This window comes from Streptomyces cinereoruber (assembly GCF_009299385.1).
GTDB classification, from domain to species: Bacteria; Actinomycetota; Actinomycetes; order Streptomycetales; family Streptomycetaceae; genus Streptomyces; species Streptomyces bikiniensis.
Genome location: NZ_CP023693.1, coordinates 766187 through 783700, shown reverse-complemented (window position 1 = coordinate 783700; position 17514 = coordinate 766187). Strand labels below are relative to the sequence as shown.

Annotated in this window: 12 protein-coding genes and 1 pseudogene; 10 read left to right on the top strand and 3 right to left on the bottom strand. The window is 75.6% G+C overall.

Features of this window, described 5'->3' with window-relative positions:
• Window positions 1–50 precede the first annotated feature (50 nt).
• Window positions 51–1244 (bottom strand): PucR family transcriptional regulator, encoded by a 1194-nt coding sequence (locus tag CP977_RS03560; protein WP_208421383.1) that lies wholly within the window; start codon window positions 1242–1244, stop codon window positions 51–53.
• A 145-nt stretch (window positions 1245–1389) separates the two neighbouring features.
• Here CP977_RS03560 and CP977_RS03555 point away from each other — a divergent pair, with 145 nt between their 5' ends.
• From CP977_RS03555 to CP977_RS03525, 7 genes are all read left to right on the top strand, one after another.
• Window positions 1390–2877, top strand: coding sequence for a long-chain-fatty-acid--CoA ligase (locus tag CP977_RS03555; protein WP_062757390.1), 1488 nt, complete (start codon window positions 1390–1392; stop codon window positions 2875–2877).
• 244 nt (window positions 2878–3121) lie between these two features.
• Window positions 3122–3580: a DUF6325 family protein gene (locus CP977_RS03550; RefSeq protein ID WP_229991551.1), complete on the top strand. Its 459-nt coding sequence runs from the start codon at window positions 3122–3124 to the stop codon at window positions 3578–3580.
• A gap of 36 nt (window positions 3581–3616) precedes the next feature.
• Window positions 3617–3904, top strand: a complete 288-nt coding sequence (locus tag CP977_RS03545) for an SHOCT domain-containing protein (RefSeq protein ID WP_062757388.1) — start codon at window positions 3617–3619, stop codon at window positions 3902–3904.
• 24 nt (window positions 3905–3928) lie between these two features.
• Entirely contained in the window at window positions 3929–5221 is a 1293-nt protein-coding gene (locus CP977_RS03540) for a DUF2254 family protein (protein ID WP_152369588.1), read from the top strand.
• Between the two features lie 79 nt (window positions 5222–5300).
• Window positions 5301–6134 carry a class II glutamine amidotransferase gene (locus CP977_RS03535; RefSeq protein WP_062757384.1) on the top strand — a complete coding sequence of 278 codons (834 nt, stop codon included), beginning with the start codon at window positions 5301–5303 and terminating at the stop codon, window positions 6132–6134.
• A gap of 396 nt (window positions 6135–6530) precedes the next feature.
• Window positions 6531–6743 carry a hypothetical protein gene (locus CP977_RS35470; RefSeq protein WP_062757381.1) on the top strand — a complete coding sequence of 71 codons (213 nt, stop codon included), beginning with the start codon at window positions 6531–6533 and terminating at the stop codon, window positions 6741–6743.
• A 137-nt stretch (window positions 6744–6880) separates the two neighbouring features.
• The gene (locus CP977_RS03525; RefSeq protein WP_152369587.1) at window positions 6881–8092 is read left to right on the top strand and encodes a cation:proton antiporter; all 1212 of its coding nucleotides are present in this window, start codon (window positions 6881–6883) and stop codon (window positions 8090–8092) included.
• A gap of 16 nt (window positions 8093–8108) precedes the next feature.
• Here CP977_RS03525 and CP977_RS03520 read toward each other — a convergent pair.
• Window positions 8109–10121 (bottom strand): annotated as a pseudogene (locus CP977_RS03520) (hypothetical protein); the annotation flags it as partial.
• 227 nt (window positions 10122–10348) lie between these two features.
• A complete protein-coding gene (locus tag CP977_RS03515; RefSeq protein ID WP_372460735.1) occupies window positions 10349–13465 on the bottom strand; it encodes an ATP-binding protein in 3117 nt (1038 codons plus the stop codon).
• 719 nt (window positions 13466–14184) lie between these two features.
• Here CP977_RS03515 and CP977_RS03510 point away from each other — a divergent pair.
• The 3 genes from CP977_RS03510 (at window position 14185) to CP977_RS03495 (ending at window position 17404) form a co-directional block, all read left to right on the top strand.
• Complete coding sequence (locus CP977_RS03510) at window positions 14185–15792, top strand: S8 family peptidase (protein ID WP_152369585.1); 1608 nt, start codon at window positions 14185–14187, stop codon at window positions 15790–15792.
• A gap of 158 nt (window positions 15793–15950) precedes the next feature.
• The gene (locus CP977_RS03500; protein ID WP_152369584.1) at window positions 15951–16997 is read left to right on the top strand and encodes a YhgE/Pip domain-containing protein; all 1047 of its coding nucleotides are present in this window, start codon (window positions 15951–15953) and stop codon (window positions 16995–16997) included.
• Between the two features lie 83 nt (window positions 16998–17080).
• A complete protein-coding gene (locus CP977_RS03495) occupies window positions 17081–17404 on the top strand; it encodes an STAS domain-containing protein (RefSeq protein WP_062757369.1) in 324 nt (107 codons plus the stop codon).
• Window positions 17405–17514 lie beyond the last annotated feature (110 nt).

Genomic DNA, 17514 nt, shown 5'->3' with positions numbered 1-17514 from the left:
CTGTCGGCCCGTGCCTGCTCGTGTCGGCCGTCGGTCCGTGCCCGTCCTTTTCAGCCGGTGTCCGCCCGCCGGCCCGCCGGCCCCTCTCCCCGGTCGCGGACCGCCAGGAGCGCCGCGCCGACGTCCGCCGTCGTGCGCGGGTCGGAGAGGGACCGGCCCGTCAGCTCCTCGATCCGCCGGAGGCGGTAGCGGACGGTGTTGGGGTGGACGAAGAGGCCCCGGGCCGCGGCGTCGGCCGAGCCGCCCGAGGCGAACCACTGCTCCAGGGTGCGCAGCAGACGGGACCGCTCCGCGGCCGGCAGGTCGAGGACCGGCCGAAGGGTCACCTCCACCAGGCGGGCCGCCTCGGCGGGCGCGGCGGCGACCACCATCGCCAGCGGGTCGTCGTCGAACCGGGCCACGCCGGGACCGGTGCCCGGCAGTCCGGACAGGGCCAGACGGGCGAAGCGCAGGTTCTGCGGGACGCTCCGCAGCGACGGGAAGCAGGGGCTGAACCCCACGCGGGCGCGGCTCCGCCGCAGGACGCGGAGGCACGTGTCCTCCGCCGCGGCGGTGGGCAGCGCGATCAGGCCGAGCTGCCGGTCCGGCAGCAGCCTCCAGGCCGAGGGCAGGTCCGCCCGGAGCAGCGCCGCCTCCACCCCCGCGAGGGGCTCCTCGCCCGGGGCGCCCGCCTCCGCGACGGCGACGGCGTACGGCCCCTGCTCGGGCAGCCCCAGTTCCCGCGCGGCCTCCCACAGGGTGTGGTCGGTGATGACGCCGGTGAACAGCGCCTCGGCCAGCGCGGAGCGCCTCGCCTGGCCCCGCGAGGTCAGCTCGGCGGCCGTCTCCCGGTAGGCGACCGCCACCGCCTCCGCGTACAGGCCGAACAGCGCCCAGAAGTCCGCGGACTCCGACACGAGCAGGTCGTCCGACACCTCCGGACGCGTGCGCGCCTCCGCGAGGATCTCCGTCCACAGCAGCTCCGAGCCGATGCGGTACGCGCGCAGGGTGTCGGCCAGCGGGACGCCCTGCTCCGCCCTGGCGCGCCCGGTCTCGCGGGCCGCCTCCGCGTCCGGGGCGTCCTTCCGGCGCAGGTGCGTCAGGACGAAGTCCGCGTTGGCGGCGCAGGAGCGCCGCACCGCGTCCGGGGAGACCAGCGACTCGTCCTTGTAGGCGTCGACCTCCGAGCGGATGCGGAGCGCCATGCGCCCGGCCAGCTCGGGAAGCCTCGCGTGAAGCGCCGCGGCCACGCCCGAAAGGTCCATGCCCGCAGCCTAACCCCGCCGTTTTGTCGCCGGGAACAATCCGAGGGTCCGAGCGCTGTCGGCCAGGCCATAGGACATGCGCGCAGACGGCGACAAGATGTCGGCGATGTAAACATCTGATGGCTTCGTGTGACGGAGGCGGGTCATGGCCAATCTGGCAGGGTTCCTCGTGGAGACGGCGCGACGGCAGCCCGAGCGCCCCGCGCTGCGCCTGGGGGAGCGGGTCATCGACTACGCGGAGCTGGACGACCGCAGCGCACGCGCCGCCGCCCTGCTCAGGGCCGAGGGCGTACGGCCGGGCGACCGGGTCGCCCTGATGCTGCCCAACGTCCCCGAGTTCGTCGTCCTGTACTACGGGATCCTGCGCGCCGGAGCGGTCGTCGTCCCGATGAACCCGCTCCTGAAGACCCGGGAGACCGAGTTCCACCTCGCCGACTCCGGGGCGGTACGCCTCTTCGAATGGCACCGGGCCCCGGGCGAGGGCGCGAAGGGGGCCGCCGCCGCGGGCGTGCGGCACACCGCCGTCGAGCCCGCCGCGTTCGCCGCGGCCCTGGCCGGGCACGAGCCGCTGCCCGAGGTCGCCGACACGGACGGCGAGGACATGGCCGTCCTGCTGTACACCTCCGGCACCACCGGCCGCCCCAAGGGCGCCGTCCTCACCCACGCGAGCCTGCGGCACAACACCGAGGTCAACGGCGTCGAGATCCAGCGGATGACGCCCGAGGACGTGGTGGTCGGCTGCCTGCCGCTGTTCCACATCTTCGGACAGATCTGCACCATGAGCGCGGCCGTCCGCAGCGGCGCCTCCCTCGTCCTGATACCCCGCTTCGACCCGGGGGCCGTCCTCGACGCCGTCGCCCGCGAGCGGGCCACCGTCTTCGAGGGCGTCCCGACCATGTACGCGGCGCTCCTCCAGCACCCGTCCGAGGCCGACGTCTCGACCCTGCGGATGTGCATCTCCGGCGGCGCCTCGCTGCCGGTGGAGATCCTGCACGGCTTCGAGCGGCGGTTCGGCTGCCCGGTCCTGGAGGGCTTCGGCATGTCCGAGACCAGCCCCGTGGTCACGTTCAACCACCCCGACCGCCCGCGCAAGGCCGGCTCCATCGGCACCCCCATCCGGGACGTCGAGGTGCGGCTCCTCGACGACAAGGGGCAGGACGTGGCCCCCGGCGCGATCGGCGAACTGGCCGTCCGGGGACCCAACGTGATGAAGGGGTACTGGAACCGCCCCGAGGAGACGGCGGCCGCCGTGCCCGACGGCTGGCTGCGCACCGGCGACCTGGCCCGCGCCGACGAGGACGGTTACCTGTACGTCGTCGACCGCAAGAAGGACATGATCATCCGCGGCGGTTACAACGTCTACCCGCGCGAGGTCGAGGAGGTCCTGCACGAGCACCCCGCCGTCGCCCTCGCCGCCGTGGTGGGCGTCCCGCACGCCGAACTGGGCGAGGAGGTCGCGGCCGCGGTCGTGCTCCGCCCCGGCGCGCAGGCCCTCCCCGAGGAACTGAGGGAGTACGTCAAGGAGCGGGTGGCGGCCTACAAGTATCCGCGCCGGGTGTGGCTCGCGGACGCGCTGCCGCTGGGGCCGAGCGGCAAGATCCTCAAGCGGGAGATCGTCCTGCCGGCGGAGTGAGAGCCGCCTCCCGGGGGCGCCCCCCGGGCCGGCGGCCCTCCCCGACCCACCCCGTCGCACGCGCTCTCCGCGCGCCGCCGCCGCGTCCCCCGGGCCGGCGGCTCCCACTCCGACGCCCCCGGACGGGCGGCACGCGGGTGCGTGCGCGGGTCCCCGGTGTTGCAATGGAGGACGACGCGCCACCGGCCGGTACGAGGAGACCGCCGGTCACCGGAGGCGGGGAACCGCCGGACGAGGAGCCGCCATGAGCACCGACGACGTCGACGACGTTTCCGAGATGGGGCCCGTCGACTACCTGGTCCTGGAGTTCCCCGGCAACCGCATGACCGGGGAGGGGCTGTCCCGCCTGCTCGACCTGGTCGACCGCCACATCATCCGCGTCCTCGACCTGTCCTTCGTCCGCAAGGACGCGGACGGCACGGTCACCGCCCTGCAGATCGCGGACCTGGACGGCGACGGGGAACTGGACCTCGCCGTCTTCGACGGCGCCTCCTCCGGACTCCTGGACGAGGACGACCTGCGGGAGGCCGCCGCCGCCCTCCGGCCGGACAGCTCGGCGGGCGTCGTCGTCTACGAGAACCTCTGGGCCGCGCCCCTGGCGGCGGCGCTGCGGCGCAACGGCGCCCGCGTGGTCGCCGGCGGGAGGATCCCTCCGGAGGACCTCCTCGCCTCCCTGGAGGCCGCCGAAGCCGCCGCCTCCTGACGGCCCCACCGCCACCCGACGACAAGGACCTCCGCCATGCCCGGACTTCTGCGCGGCGTCGCCCGCACCGCGGTCATCTCCGGTACGGCCACCGCCGTGTCCAACCGCGTCTCGCGCCGCCAGGCCGGCCGCTGGGCGCAACAGGACGAGGCACGCGCCCCCCGGCCGGTCCACGAGCAGGCCTACGAGGCGGCACCGCCCCCGGCCGCCGTACCGATGGACGCCAAGATCTCCCAGCTGCACGAACTCGGCCGGCTCAGGGACCAGGGCGTACTCACCGAGGAGGAGTTCGAGGCGCAGAAGCGCCGCATCCTCGCGTCCTGAACCGCACGTCCCGGAGGAGGCCGGATGCCCGACCCCATCGGCGGCCCCGCACGCCCCGGGACGCGCCGGCGCGGGACCACGCCGCTCCGGCGGCCCGCGCGCGCCGTGCGCAGGGGCCTGTCGCAGTTGCTGTGCGCGGTCGCCGGCCTGGGGCTGGGGCTGCTGGCGCCGCTGGTCACCGGAGGGCCGCAGGTGGACGCGGGCCGGGTGGCCGGTGTGCTGTTCACCCTGGGCTTCGGCGTGATCAGCCTGGTGAGCATCATCTACTCGGTGCTCTTCCTGGTCGTGCAGTTCTCCGCGAGCACCTTCACCCCGCGCCTCGGCCTGTTCCGCGACGAACCGGTCGTCTGGCGGACGTTCGCCTTCACCGTCGGCCTGTTCGTCTTCTGCATCACCGCGGGCCTGGCCATCGGCTCCCGGGAGAGCGTCTCCACCGCCGTCCCCTCCGTGGCCGTGGTCCTCACCCTGGTCGCGCTCGCCCTGATGCGCACGCTCCAGATGAAGGCGTTCGACTCGATCCAGCTCGGACACTCGCTCAGCGCGATCACCACCCGCGCCCACCGCCTGTACGACACCCTGTACGTCAACCCGTACACCCCGACCGGGGCGGTTCCGTCGCCCCCGGTGGCCGACGCAGGTGCGGAAGTGCGCTGGACGGGGCCGCCGGCCGTCCTCCAGAGCGTCGACGTACCCGCCCTCCTGGGCGCCGCCCGGGCGGGTGACTCCGCGGTCGCCTTCCGTGTCGCCCCCGGTACGACCCTGGCGGAAGGCACGGTCGTCGCCCGGGTGGCCGGGGACGGCGTGCCCGCCTCCGTACTCCTCGGAGCCCTGACGACGGGCGTCGAGCGCATCTTCGACCAGGACCCCGAACTGCCCTTCCGGCTCCTCGCCGACATCGCCCTGCGCGCCCTGTCCCCGGCGGTGAACGACCCGGCCACGGCGGTGGAGGCCCTGGACCACCTGGAGGCCCTGCTGATCCGCCTCGCCGGTCGCGACCTGGACGTCGGCCGGTTCCACGACTCCACCGGACGGGCCCGGGTGAGCGTCCCGGTCCCGGCCTGGGACCGCTACGTCCGGACCGCCGTCGACGACGTGCTCTTCGCCGCCGCAGGCTCCCCGATGACCCTGCGCAGAACGCGCGACCTCCTGCGCGCGCTGGCGGAGCGGGCTCCCGCCGAACGGCGCGCCGTCGTGCTCGACCGGCTCCGGTGGGCCGAGCGGACCGGAGGCGAGACGTACCCGCTCGTCTGGACGAACGGGACCGGAACGGAGCCGGACGGACCCTCCGGGACGCGCACGCGTGGCACTCCCCGATGAGGGGACCGAGAATGGGAGGGCCGTACGGGATCTTCCCGGCGCCGTTCCCCGACCGCGGCAGGAACCCAGGTGATGACGCATGTGCCGATGGCTCGCGTACTCGGGCACGCCCGTCCTGCTCGACACCATTCTGTACAAGCCGGAACACTCCCTGATCGACCAGAGCCTGCACTCCAGGCTCGGCGTGGAGACCACCAACGGCGACGGATTCGGCGTCGGCTGGTACTCGGAGGGCACCGACTCCCCGGCGCTCTTCCGGGAGATCGGCCCCGCCTGGAGCAACCGCAACCTGCGGGAACTGGCCGACCACGTCCGCTCGCCGCTGTTCTTCGCCCACATCCGGGCGTCGACCGGGACGGCGGTGCAGCAGTCGAACTGCCACCCGTTCCGGCACGGCCGCTGGATGTTCATGCACAACGGGGCCGTCGCGGAGTTCCACCGCGTGCGCCGCGCCCTCACCCTGCTGATCGACCCGGCGCTGTACGCGGACCTCGAAGGGACGACGGACTCCGAGGTGATGTTCTACCTGGCCCTCACCTTCGGCCTCGACCACGACCCGCCCGCCGCGGTCGCCCGGATGGCGGGGACGGTGGAGCGCGTCGGCCGCGAGCACGGCGTGGAGTTCCCCCTCCAGATGACGCTGGCCATCAGCGACGGCGAACGCCTCTGGGCCTTCCGCTACTCCAGCGAGCGCGCCTCCCGGTCCCTGTTCTACAGCAGCCGGGTGGAGACGCTGCGCCGGCTCCACCCCGACGTCACGTTCCTGCAGGGAGCCTCCGAGGGGACCCGCCTCATCGTGTCCGAACCCCTCGGCGACCTGCCCGGCGCCTGGAACGAGGTACCGGAGGGCAGTTACGGCGTCGTCCAGCCGGAGGGCGACGAGATGCGCCCCTTCGCCCCGGCGGCCGTGTGACCGGCCCGCGGAACGGACCCGGGGAGGAGACGCCGGCGCCGCCCCCGGGGAACGGCCTCGCCTGGAGAAGGCGTCGGGCGGCCTCGGCGACTCCCTGGAGGACGCGGTCCGCGGGTTCGTGCACGAGAAGGCACGGGAGGTCACCGGCTCGGACGCCTTCGCGACCGTCCGGACGGAGGCCGACCGTGCGGTCCACGCCTCCGTGGACAAGGCCCTCACGGGCAGCGGCGGCGGCGCGGTCCGGGTGGAGGACGACGCGGTCACCCTCGACCTCGCCCCCGTCGTGCCTGGCTCACCGGACCGGGCCGCCGCGCCGCCCTGGCCAGGGGCCCGTGGACCTCCGGCATCGGCGCGGCCCGCGCCACGGCCGACCGCTCCGGTCTGCGCACGGGGCCCGTGGGCCCCTTCGTCCACCGGTACCGCGCCTGGATCACCGGCGCCCTGGTCGCGGCGGCGCTCGCCGGCTACGTCTTCTGGCCGCACCCCACCGGCTGGGTGGTCCTCGGCCTCGCCCTCGCGCTGCTCCTCGCCCTGGCCCTGGTGGAGTTCCTGGCCGCGGAGGCCCCCGCCGACGCCCCGCCACCGGAACCGGCCGCCCCTCCGACGTGAGCCGCCGACGGCCGCCGGGGTCCGAGCCCGGGCCGCCCACGTACCGCCCTGCCCGCCCGCTCCGGTCCTTCCGGCCGAACGGGTGCGCCCGGAGCGGCCTCACCGCCGATCCCCGCACCGCGTGTTAGACACCGGAGGTGTCCTCCGCCACCACCCTCCTCCTGATCATGTCCGCCGCGGTCCTCGCACCCCTGCTCGCCGACGGCCTCGCCCGCCGGGTCCGCGTCCCCCTGGTCATCTTCGAGATCGTCCTGGGCGTCCTCATCGGCCCGGACGTCCTCGGGTGGGCGCGCTCGGACGAGGTGATCGACGTCCTGTCCCAACTCGGCCTGTCGATGCTCATCTTCCTCGCCGGCTACGAGATCGAGTTCGCCAACGTCCGCGGCGGCCTCCTGCGCAGCTCGCTGGGCGCCTGGCTGATCTCCCTGGCCGCCGGGCTGGGCCTCGGGTTGCTGCTGAGCGGCGGGGACGTCTTCACCGGTTTCGTCGTCGGCACCGCGCTGACCAGCACCGCGCTGGGCACCGTCCTCCCCGTGCTGAAGGACGGCGGGGAACTGAAGGGGCGCTTCGGGGACGTGACGATGGCGTTCGGGGCGGTGGGGGAGTTCGGACCCGTCATCGCCATGGCGCTGCTCCTGAGCGGCCGCAGGCCGGCGGAGTCCGCGGCCCTCCTCGTGGCGTTCGGGGCGATCACCGCAGGGGCGGTGGTCCTGGCGATGCGCCCGCCGCCCGCGTGGCTCCCGCGCCTGATGGCCAGGACGCTGCACAGCAGCGGCCAGTTCGCCGTCCGCTTCGTCGTGCTGCTGCTCGCGGCGATGCTGGGCCTGTCGCAGGCGTTCGGCCTCGACGTGCTGCTCGGCGCCTTCGCGGCGGGCGTGCTCACCCGGCTCGTGCTCGACGGCGCCGCACCGGAGAGCAGCGCCGAGATCCTCGGCAAGGTGGAGGCCATCGGGTTCGGCTTCCTCGTGCCCCTGTTCTTCGTGGTCACCGGCATCGAGTTCCAGCTGGACGAACTCCTGGGAAACCCCGGGACGCTCGCGCTGGTCCCGCTGTTCCTGCTGCTGTTCCTCGTCGTGAGGGGTCTGCCCGTGTACTTCCTGGCGCCCCGCGACCTCGTCCGTGCCGACCGGTCGGCCCTGGCCCTCTACGCCGCCACGTGCCTGCCGCTCGTCGTCGCGATCACCACCATCGGGGTGGACCAGGAACTCCTCGACGCGGAGGAGGCGGCCGCGCTGGTCGGCGCGGCCATGCTCTCCGTACTCCTCCTGCCCCTCGTGGCGACACGGCTGAGGACGCGCGGCGGCGCGAAACCGGCGGAGCGCACCTCGACGGACACCGAGGCGTGGTGACCGGTCGGCCCACGAGCGGCGCGGGCTTCACCTGGTCCGGGCGGCGGACCAGGGAGTGGGCGCGGGCGGTCCGCAGGCCGATCGCACGGGCCTCGGGGGAGAGGCCCGGGTGCTCGGCGACCTCCAGGGCGCGCTGCCACCAGCCCCGGCTGCGGTCGTCGACGGAGTAGTGCCACAGCGGCTGCGCGGGGTCGGCCACGCCGACCAGCACCTGCTGGAGCTTGTGCGGGGGGATCCCGGGGACGCCGATCAGCCGGTCGGCCACGAGCAGCGGATGCTCCCCGTCGAGGCGGGCCCGGACCAGGACCCAGGTCATCAGCTGGCCCACGTCGTGGGCGGGCGAGGTGACGAAGTCCCACAGCTCGGCGGCCTTGGCCTCGTCGGGGGCGCCGAGGTGGGTGAGGAGCCGCAGCTCGTCCTTCCAGACCGGCCGGGCCCCGTTCCACCAGGAGACCAGCCTCCCCGCCGCCGGATGGTCCAGGTCGAGGGCGAGGCAGGTCAGGGTGACCAGCGGGTGGCGCCATTCGGTGTACGTGGTCCGGTACTTCTTGGTGAGGTCCTTCATCCGGCGCGGCAGCAGCGCCTCGACCTCCGACGCCCCGGCCAGGCCGTGGGCCAGGAGGAGTTCCAGGCAGAACCCGAGCCCCTGCAGTCCGGTCCCCGGGTCGGCCACCCGCTCCCGCAGCCAGCGCGCGTCGGCGTCGGTGAGCGTCCGGTACCGGTGCCACACGTCGCCCAGCGCGCCCTCGTAGGCGGTGAGGTCCGGCCCGGTGCCGGACAGGAGCCCGTCCCGGGCGGCCTCGTAGCGGTCCACGGCGGCCAGTACGTCGTCGGTGTCGGCCCCAGTGCCGGCGAACGCGCCGCCGCCGGGCCGGAGCGCCTCCTCCCGTACGAGCTCCACCCGGTCGCGGGCCGCGTCCGCGGCGAGGACGCGCAGGGCGCGCGGCAGCCGCTCGTCGGTGCTGAGGCGGACCACCGTCAGGGCGGACCAGGACAGACCGGCCCGGTGGTCGGCCCCCGTCTCCCGGCGCCAGTCGGCCGTGACGGCCCCGACCAGCGCCTCGTGGAGGCCGCGCAGCGACTCCTCCGGCGCGCCGTGCGCCTCCAGTTCCGCCGCGAGGGCGGCCGCGGCCCGTACCGCGTCGGGCTCGCGGAGCGCGCGGTGCAGTGTCAGCCAGGCGTGGACCGCGCTCCGGTCGCCGGCGAGCGCGGTCTCCCGCACGACGGCCAGGCCCCGCTCGGACGGCACCCGGCGCAGGACGGGGGCGGCCCGGGCGCCGAGCTCGGCGACGACCTCCCAGGCCTCCTCGAAGCCGTGGCGCAGCAGGGCGTGGAGCAGCTCCTTCCAGGCGCCCCACTCCGCCGGCCGCCCCTCGTACTCCGCCCGCCAGGCGCGCAGCAGCCGCTCCGTCTCGTCGGGCGCGAGCCCGTCCCGCCGCTCCAGCGAGACCGCGAACCGGGTCGCGGCGGAGAGGTCCAGGGGGCCGCGCAGCCGCTCGTGGAGCCACGCGGCCTGGGCGGGGGACAGCGGCCGGTACCGGAAGGAGACGGCGGAGCGGTCCGCCGGCTCGTCCAGCGCGTCGAGGAACTGGCGTACGCCGTCGGGGTCCGCCGGGTCGGGCAGGCCCGCCCCGTCCCGGCCGGTGACCCGGTCCAGGCCGAAGGCGCCTCCCGGTCCGTTGTCGGTGATCCGGAAGCCGGCGGGCCCCTCGCCGAGCCCGGCGGCGACGGCGGCGTGGTCGCCGCCCCAGTGCAGCAGCAGCTCGCCCGTCAGGGCGCCGGAGCGGTCGAAGGACCGCCGGTGGGACTGCCAGTGCCAGTACGCGAAGGAGACCGGGGCCGAGAGGCCCCGCACCGCGGCGAGTTCGGCGGCGTCCTCGTGGCCGTCGGACTGGGTGTAGCGCCCCCGGGTCGGCGGCGGGAGCACGAGGAACCCGTCGCCGCCGAGCCCCCGCCACCAGGCCGTGACCACGGCGAGGTCCGAACGGCCCCGCGCCGCGCGGCGACCTTCGGCGCCGGTCCCGTGCATGCGGATCCCGTCCGCGCCGGTCCCGTCCGCGCCGGTGCCGTGCATGACGGTCCCGTCCGCGCCGGTGCCTTCCGTACCGGTGCCGTCCGTGCTGGTACCGGGGTCGTCCACGTGCTGCTCCCTGCGCTCTCCGGGGCCGTCGAGGACGGTTCCCCCGCCCGCGACCCACCCTGCCACAGGGGTCCGACACCCCTTCCGGGCGGACCGCCGGCGACCTCCCCGCCCGGCTACCGCCGACGCGCCTCCGTCCCGCCGTCCCCCCACCCCGCCAGGGCGATGTCGGCCCTGGACGCGGCGTTCAGCTTCCGCATGATGCGCGCCACGTGGTGCTCCACGGTCCGGGTGGAGAGCACCAGGCTCTCGGCGATGTCCCGGTTGGCGCGCCCCTGCACGACCAGCCGGGCCACCTCCTGCTCGCGCGGGGACAGCCGGTCGCCGTAGCCGAGCCGGCCGCGGCGGTGGGTGGTGACGATGTCGTGCCGGCGCAGCAGCCGCCGGCAGCGGGCCACGTCCCAGCGGGCGTCGAGCCGCCGGTAGGCCTCCACCACCTCCCGGACCTCGTCGGCCGCCGCCTCCCCGCGCAGACCGAGCAGGCAGCGGCCCCGGGCCTCCGCCGCCCGGGCCGCGTCGAAGGGACGGCCGAGCAGCCGCCACCGCTCCTCCGCCTCCGCCAGCAGTCCGACGGCCTCCTCCGGCCGCTCCCCGGCCTCGGCGAGCAGCGCCCGGCACACGGTCAGGGCGGCCCGCGCGGCGGGCGCGTCGCCGCCGTCGATCCCGGCCGCGAAGTCGGCGACGAGCCGGCGCGCCCGCGCGGTCTGCCCGCTGCCGTGCAGGGCCTCCACGGCGACGGGCAGCACCTCCCCGGCCCACACCCAACCGCCCGTCAGGTCGAGCCGGTGCAGCACCTCCTCCACTGCCTCGCACGCCTGCCCGGGCCGCCCGGCCTCCAGATGGACGCGGGCCGTGGCGGCGGCGGACGCGGTGAGGATGAGACCGGTGTCGTAACGGGTGGTACGGGCTGCCTCCGCCAGGTCGTGGCGGGCCCGGGGGACGTCGCCGAGCACGTGCAGCGCGGTCAGCCCGCGCACCAGCGTGGCCTCCGACGTCAGGTCGGGTATCTCCCGGTAGAGCCGGGCGGTGCGGTCGGCGGCCCCGTGCAGGCCCTGCCAGCGCCCCTCGTGCCAGGCGAGCACGAGCCGGGCGGTCTGGGTCAGCCCCTCCAGGTAGGGGCTGCTGGTGTCGGCGAGCCCGTCGGCGGCCCGGTCGAGGAACTCCCGGGCCCGCGCGCCGTACCCGAGGGCGCTGGCGGCGTGCGCCAGGTTGGTCCAGCCCCGGGCGTGGTGCGCGGCCTCCATCGCGGACCCGGCCGGGCCGCGCAGCGCCTCGGCGGCGGTCCAGGCCCGCGGATCGCCGAGCAGCATCAGGGCGGTGGCGCGGTTGGCGGCGACGGCGGCCCGGGCGACCGGGTCGGCGACCCGGCCGTCGAGCGCCTCGCCGCGCTCCAGCCACTCCCGGTGGCGCTCGACGGGCCAGCCCTTGATGGAGGGGATGGCGGCGACCGCCATGGCGCGGGCGGCGGTCTGCGGGTCGGAGGCCTCCAGGTCGGGGATGGCGCGGGCGACCTCGTTGAGGCTGTCGAGCGCCCCTCCGCTCTGGTTGCGCAGGACGACGCTCAGGTGCAGCCGGATCTCGCCGCGCAGCCGGGGCGGCGGGCCGTCCTCGTCCAGGACCCGCCGCACGGCGGCCACCACCGGCTCGCCCGCGCGGGCCAGTTGCGCGGTGCGGGCCAGCTTCGCGGCGGTACGGATCCGGCCCTCCGCGCGCGGGTCCTCGGCGACGGCCCGGGTGTAGAGGCCGGTGGCGGTCGCGTAGTCGCCGGCGGCGGCCGCCCGGTCGGCGGCGGCGACGAGGCAGCGCAGGGCCTCGCGGACCCGTCCGGCCGCCGCGTACAGCCGGGCGAGGTCGGCCAGCGGCGGCGGCCCGCCGCCGTTCCGGCGCAGCGCGCGGGCGGCGCGCAGGCTCAGCCGGGCGAGCCGCGGCCCGGAGAGGAACGCCAGCGCGGCCCGGCGGTCCAGCGGGTGCCGGAAGACGGGACACGGCCCGTCGGCCCGCAGCACGGACCGGCGTACGCACGCCTCGACGGCCTCCTCGGCCCGCTCGGGCGCGAGGTCCGCGACCTCGGCGAGCACGTCGACGGGCACCGCGAGGCCGAGGACGGCCGCCGCCTCCACGACCCGCCGCGCGTCCTCGCCGAGCGGCGCGCACCGCCGGGCCAGCTCCCGCCGCACCCGCACGGGCACCCCGACCTCACCCACGGCGGCGCACACCGGCCCACCCGCCCCCACCCACGTCTCCGCGCCCCGACCGCCCGCGCCCGTCCGAGGCCCCCTCTCGCGACGGCCCCGACTCGCCCGAGGGCCGGCCGACCTGTCGGCCCTGCCCTCCCGAGGACCCGCCGTGCGGTCGTCCGGGCCCGCCCAAGGGCCGGCAATCCGTTCGGTCTCGTCCGCCCGGCGGCCCGTCACGCGGTCGTCCCGACCCGGCCAGAGGCCCGTCGGGCCGTCGTCATCCTTCCGGCAGGGGCCGTCCTCCCGCAGGAGTTCCCCGGCGCTCCGCAGCAGTTCTCCGGCGGCTCCGGGCAGGCCGTCGGTCAGTTCGTGCACGAGGGCGGCGAGTTCCTCCTGTTCGTCCGTCCGGTCCGGCCGGTGCGCGTCGAGCCACCGCCCGACGAACTCGTCCGTCTCCCCGGGCGCCCAGGGCCGGACCTCGATCTCCTCGACCCGTACCCCGTCCGGGACGCGGACGCCGAGGGCCGGCGGCCCGGCCGCCGCGTCCTCGGTGACCACGAGCCGCAGCCCGGCCGGCATCGCGCCCGTCAGGCGCCGGAGCAGGGCGAGGGTCGCGGGGTCCGCGCGGTGGACGTCCTCCACGACCAGGACGGCGTCCCCGACGGCCGCGAGGAGCGCCCCGATCGCGCGCGGCAGCAGCCCGCGCCGCACCTCCGGATCGGACGCCCCGGCGGGCGGGTCCGGCAGCCGGTCGGCCAGTTCCGGTACGAGGAGGCCGACGGCCCCGGCCACCGCGGGCAGCGCCCGGTCGGGGAGGCCGGGCCGGTACGGCAGCCCGGCCAGCGCGTCGGCGACGGGCCCGAGCGGCACCGCGTCCGCCGCGTCGGGGCACGTCCCGCGCAGCTGCGTCCACTCCGCGAACTCCGCCCGGTCGAGCACCTCGTCCACCAGCCGGGACGTCCCCGTCCCCGCCTCTCCCCGTACGACGGTGAGGCCCGGCCCCGCCCGCAGTGCCTCCCGCAGCCGCCGCGTCTCCTCCGCCCGCCCGACGAAGATCCGACGGGTGAGGGCCCGCCCGGTGGAGGCCCGTTCCGCGCACCCGCCCCCGCCGGCCGCCCCCTCGCCGCGCCCCGCACGGAAAGAGCCCGCACGGAAGGAGTCCGTGCCGGAGGATCCCGTACCGCAAGGCCCCGCACCGGAGGAACCCGTATCGAAGGAACGTCTCTCCACGGCTCCGCCTCTCACCGACCACGCGTCCGGAAGGCCTCCCGTACGACCGGGGCCGGGGCCGCCCGTTGGGCAGGTGGTCTACCCTCCGGACGGCCGAGGTCGCAATAGGGGTCCACCACCTACGGAATGCGGGCGGTCGTCCCGGCCGCCGTTCCTGCTCTTTGGGTAGCGCTACGGATTGCTGTGTTCCTCCCGGCCGGACGAAGCTCTGGGCGGTCCGGCGACGCCGTCCCGCACACTCCGGTCCCCAGCCGGCGGGGTGCGGGGACGGCCGGACCCGCGCCGTGCGGAGCCGACTCCGTACGACGCGCCACACCGCCCCACCGCCGTGGGCGCCGACACCCGAAGGCGCCCGCACGACCGCCACGTCCGGCTCATTGTCATGATCCCGACAGGATCGCGTCCCGGCGATCCGGCGGCCGGCCTCCGGACGCGCCCTCTCCACCACCGACGGAGCGCGTCCGGAGCCACCGGGGCGGCGGGTGTCCCCCCTCCGGGCCCGAGCCGGGCCCGGACACCTCTCAAGGGATCTCAAGGGAGAAACCATGGAGTTCGACGCTCGCGCCCTCCGGCGCCTGCTCGCCGTCGGCGCCAGTGCCGCCCTGCTCGCCGGGGCCGCCTCCGCCGCCGGGGCCACGGCCGCCCCCGTACCGCCGGGCGGCGGCGAGGGCCGCATCGTCGGCGCGGACCGCCCCGGCGCGGTCGACGGCTCCTACATCGTCACCTTCAAGGACTCGGTCGCCCGCGCCGACATACCCGCCTCCGCGAAGGCCCTGGCCAAGCGGCACGCCGGCAAGGTGAGCCACACCTACACCGCCGCCCTGCGCGGCTTCGCGGTGAAGATGACGGAGAGCGAGGCGAAGGAGCTGGCCGCCGACCCGTCGGTGGCCCGGGTGGAGGCCGACGCCGTGGCGTACGCCGTCGACACCCAGCCCAACCCGCCCTCCTGGGGCCTGGACCGCGTCGACCAGCGCGACCTGCCGATCGACAAGAGCTACACGTACGCCACCACCGCCTCCACCGTGAACGCGTACATCCTGGACACCGGCATCCGCATGAGCCACCGCGACTTCGGCGGCCGCGCGGTCAGCGGCTACGACTTCATCGACAACGACTCCAACGCCTCCGACTGCCAGGGCCACGGCACCCACGTCGCCGGCACCGTCGGCGGCGGCGCGTACGGCGTCGCCAAGGGCGTCAAGCTCGTCAGCGTCCGGGTGCTGAACTGCCAGGGAAGCTCTGGCAGCACCTGGGCCCCGGTCCTCGCGGGCATCGACTGGGTCACCAAGAACGCCCAGAAGCCCGCCGTCGCCAACATGAGCATCGGCGGCGGCAAGACCCAGTCCGTCAACGACGCGGTGGCGGCCTCCATCGCCTCCGGCGTCACCTGGGTCGTGGCGGCCGGCAACAACAACGCCGACTCGTGTTCCTACTCCCCGTCCTCCACCCCGGCCGCCATCACCGTCGGCGCCACCAACAGCCGGGACGCCCGCGCCACCGGCTGGTCCAACGGGCAGGGCTCCAACTACGGCTCCTGCCTGGACATCTTCGCCCCCGGCGACAGCATCGTCTCCACGTCCAACTCCGGCGACACCGCCTCCCAGTCGATGAGCGGCACCTCCATGGCCGCCCCGCACGTCGCCGGCGCGGCCGCCCTGCTGCTCGCCGCCAACCCGACCTGGACCCCGGCCCAGGTCCGCGACAAGCTGGTCGCCGACGCCACCTCCGGCAAGGTCACCGACCCCCGCACCGGCTCCCCGAACAAGCTCCTCCACACCGGCACCGGCAGCACCACCCCGCCGCCCACCGGCGACAGGTTCGAGAACACCGACGACGTCCAGATCCGCGACAACGCCACCGTGGAGTCGCCGATCACCGTCACCGGCGTCACCGGCAACGCCCCCGCGAACCTGGCCGTCACCGTCGACATCCGCCACACCTTCCGCGGCGACCTGAAGGTCGAACTGGTCGCCCCCGACGGCGGCGCGTTCGTCCTGAAGAACTACAACTCCTCCGACAGCGCCGACCACGTCCAGGGCACGTTCACGGTCGACGCCTCCGCCAAGGCCGCCAACGGCACCTGGAAGCTCCGCGTCACCGACAACTGGGTCAACGACACCGGCTACGTCAACGCCTGGTCGCTCCAGTTCTGACCGGCGCCACCCGCGCCACCCGCACCTCCCGCACCCCGCGCCCCGCGCCCCCGGAGCAGAGCCGCTCCGGGGGCGCGGGCCGTCCCACGCGCGCGTACTACAGCCGTTCGGGTGCCCTCCGGCTGCGCGGACACCGGACCCCCAGGACCGTGGGGGACATGAAACAGAGCACCCTGTCCGAGGTGAAGGACGCCGTCACCCCGCGGGCCACCCTGCTGGTCATCGGAGTGATCGCCCTCCAGTTGCTGTTCGTCGCCTCCTACGTGGGCGCACTGCACGAGCCCAGGCTCAAGGACGTGCCCTTCGGCGTGGTGGCACCGCAGGCCGTGGCCGGACAGACGGTGGCCCGGCTGGAGGGACTGCCCGGCTCGCCGCTCGACCCGCGCGCGCTGCCCGACGAGCGGACCGCGCGGCAGCAGCTCGTGAACCGGGAGATCGACGGCGCGCTCGTGGTGCGCCCGGCCGGCACCACCGACACGCTCCTGGTCGCCTCCGGCGGCGGCAGGGCCCTGTCCCTCGCGCTGGAGTCGCTCCTCGCCGCCGTGGACAAGAACCAGGGACGTACCGTCCGCACGGTCGACGTGGCCCCGTCCTCGCCCCACGACTTCAACAGCCTGTCCTCGTTCTACCTGGTCATCGGCTGGTGCGTCGGGGCCTACCTGTGCGCGTCGATCCTGGCGATCAGCGCCGGCGCCCGCCCGGCCAACCCGACCCGCGCGGCCACCCGCCTGGGCACCATGACCCTGGTCGCCCTCGCCGGAGGCCTCGGCGGCGCGGTCATCGTCGGACCGGTCCTGGGAGCCCTGCCGGGCAGCGTGTGGGCCCTGTGGGGGCTCGGCGCCCTGCTCATCTTCGCGGTCGGCGCCGCCACCCTGGCCCTCCAGGGCCTCTTCGGCGTCATCGGCATCGGCCTGGCGATCCTGCTGGTCGTGATCGCGGGCAACCCGAGTGCGGGCGGCGCCTTCCCCGCGCCGATGCTGCCACCGTTCTGGGAGGCCATCGGCCCGGCCCTGCCACCGGGCGCGGGCACCTGGGCGGCCCGCTCGATCTCGTACTTCCACGGCAACGACATGACCTCCGCCCTGCTGGTGCTCTCGGCCTGGGCGGTCGCCGGCGTCCTGATCACCATGCTCGCGGCGGTACTCCGGCGACGCCGGACCGCGGAAGCGGACGGCGCTCCGGGCCCGGCTGTCCGGGCCCCGTAGCGGCCCGCCCGTCCGGGGGCGGCTGGCGTGGCGGCGTCCGCCGATGTGAGGATGACGGCATGTATGCGGTCCCCGAGGGAAAAGTGCACCTCACGCGACACGAGCAGGTCTTCCTGATCACGATGCGCGGCGAGATGGATCATGACGACGTGGAGGAGGTCGAGGCCGCCTGGACGGCGGCCGACGAGGCGGCCTCCCCGATGACGGCGGTGGACCTCTCCCGGGTGACGTTCGCCGACAGCATGCTCCTCAACGCGCTGCTCGAAGCCCGGCGCCGCCACGAGGCGGACGGACGCGAACTGGTGCTGATCGGCCCCCTGCACTCCGCGGTGCTGCGCCTCCTGGACGTCAGCGGGACCCTCGACCACTTCCGGATCGTCAGCACGGGCCCCTCCCCGGCCAGCTGAGGCCCGTGACCCGCGGCGAGGAACGGGAGGCGGCACCGGGAAGCGGCCGGGGGGACTCCGTCAGACGATTCGACCACGCACCGGCCCCGCACGGGCAGGGAGAGGCGGCG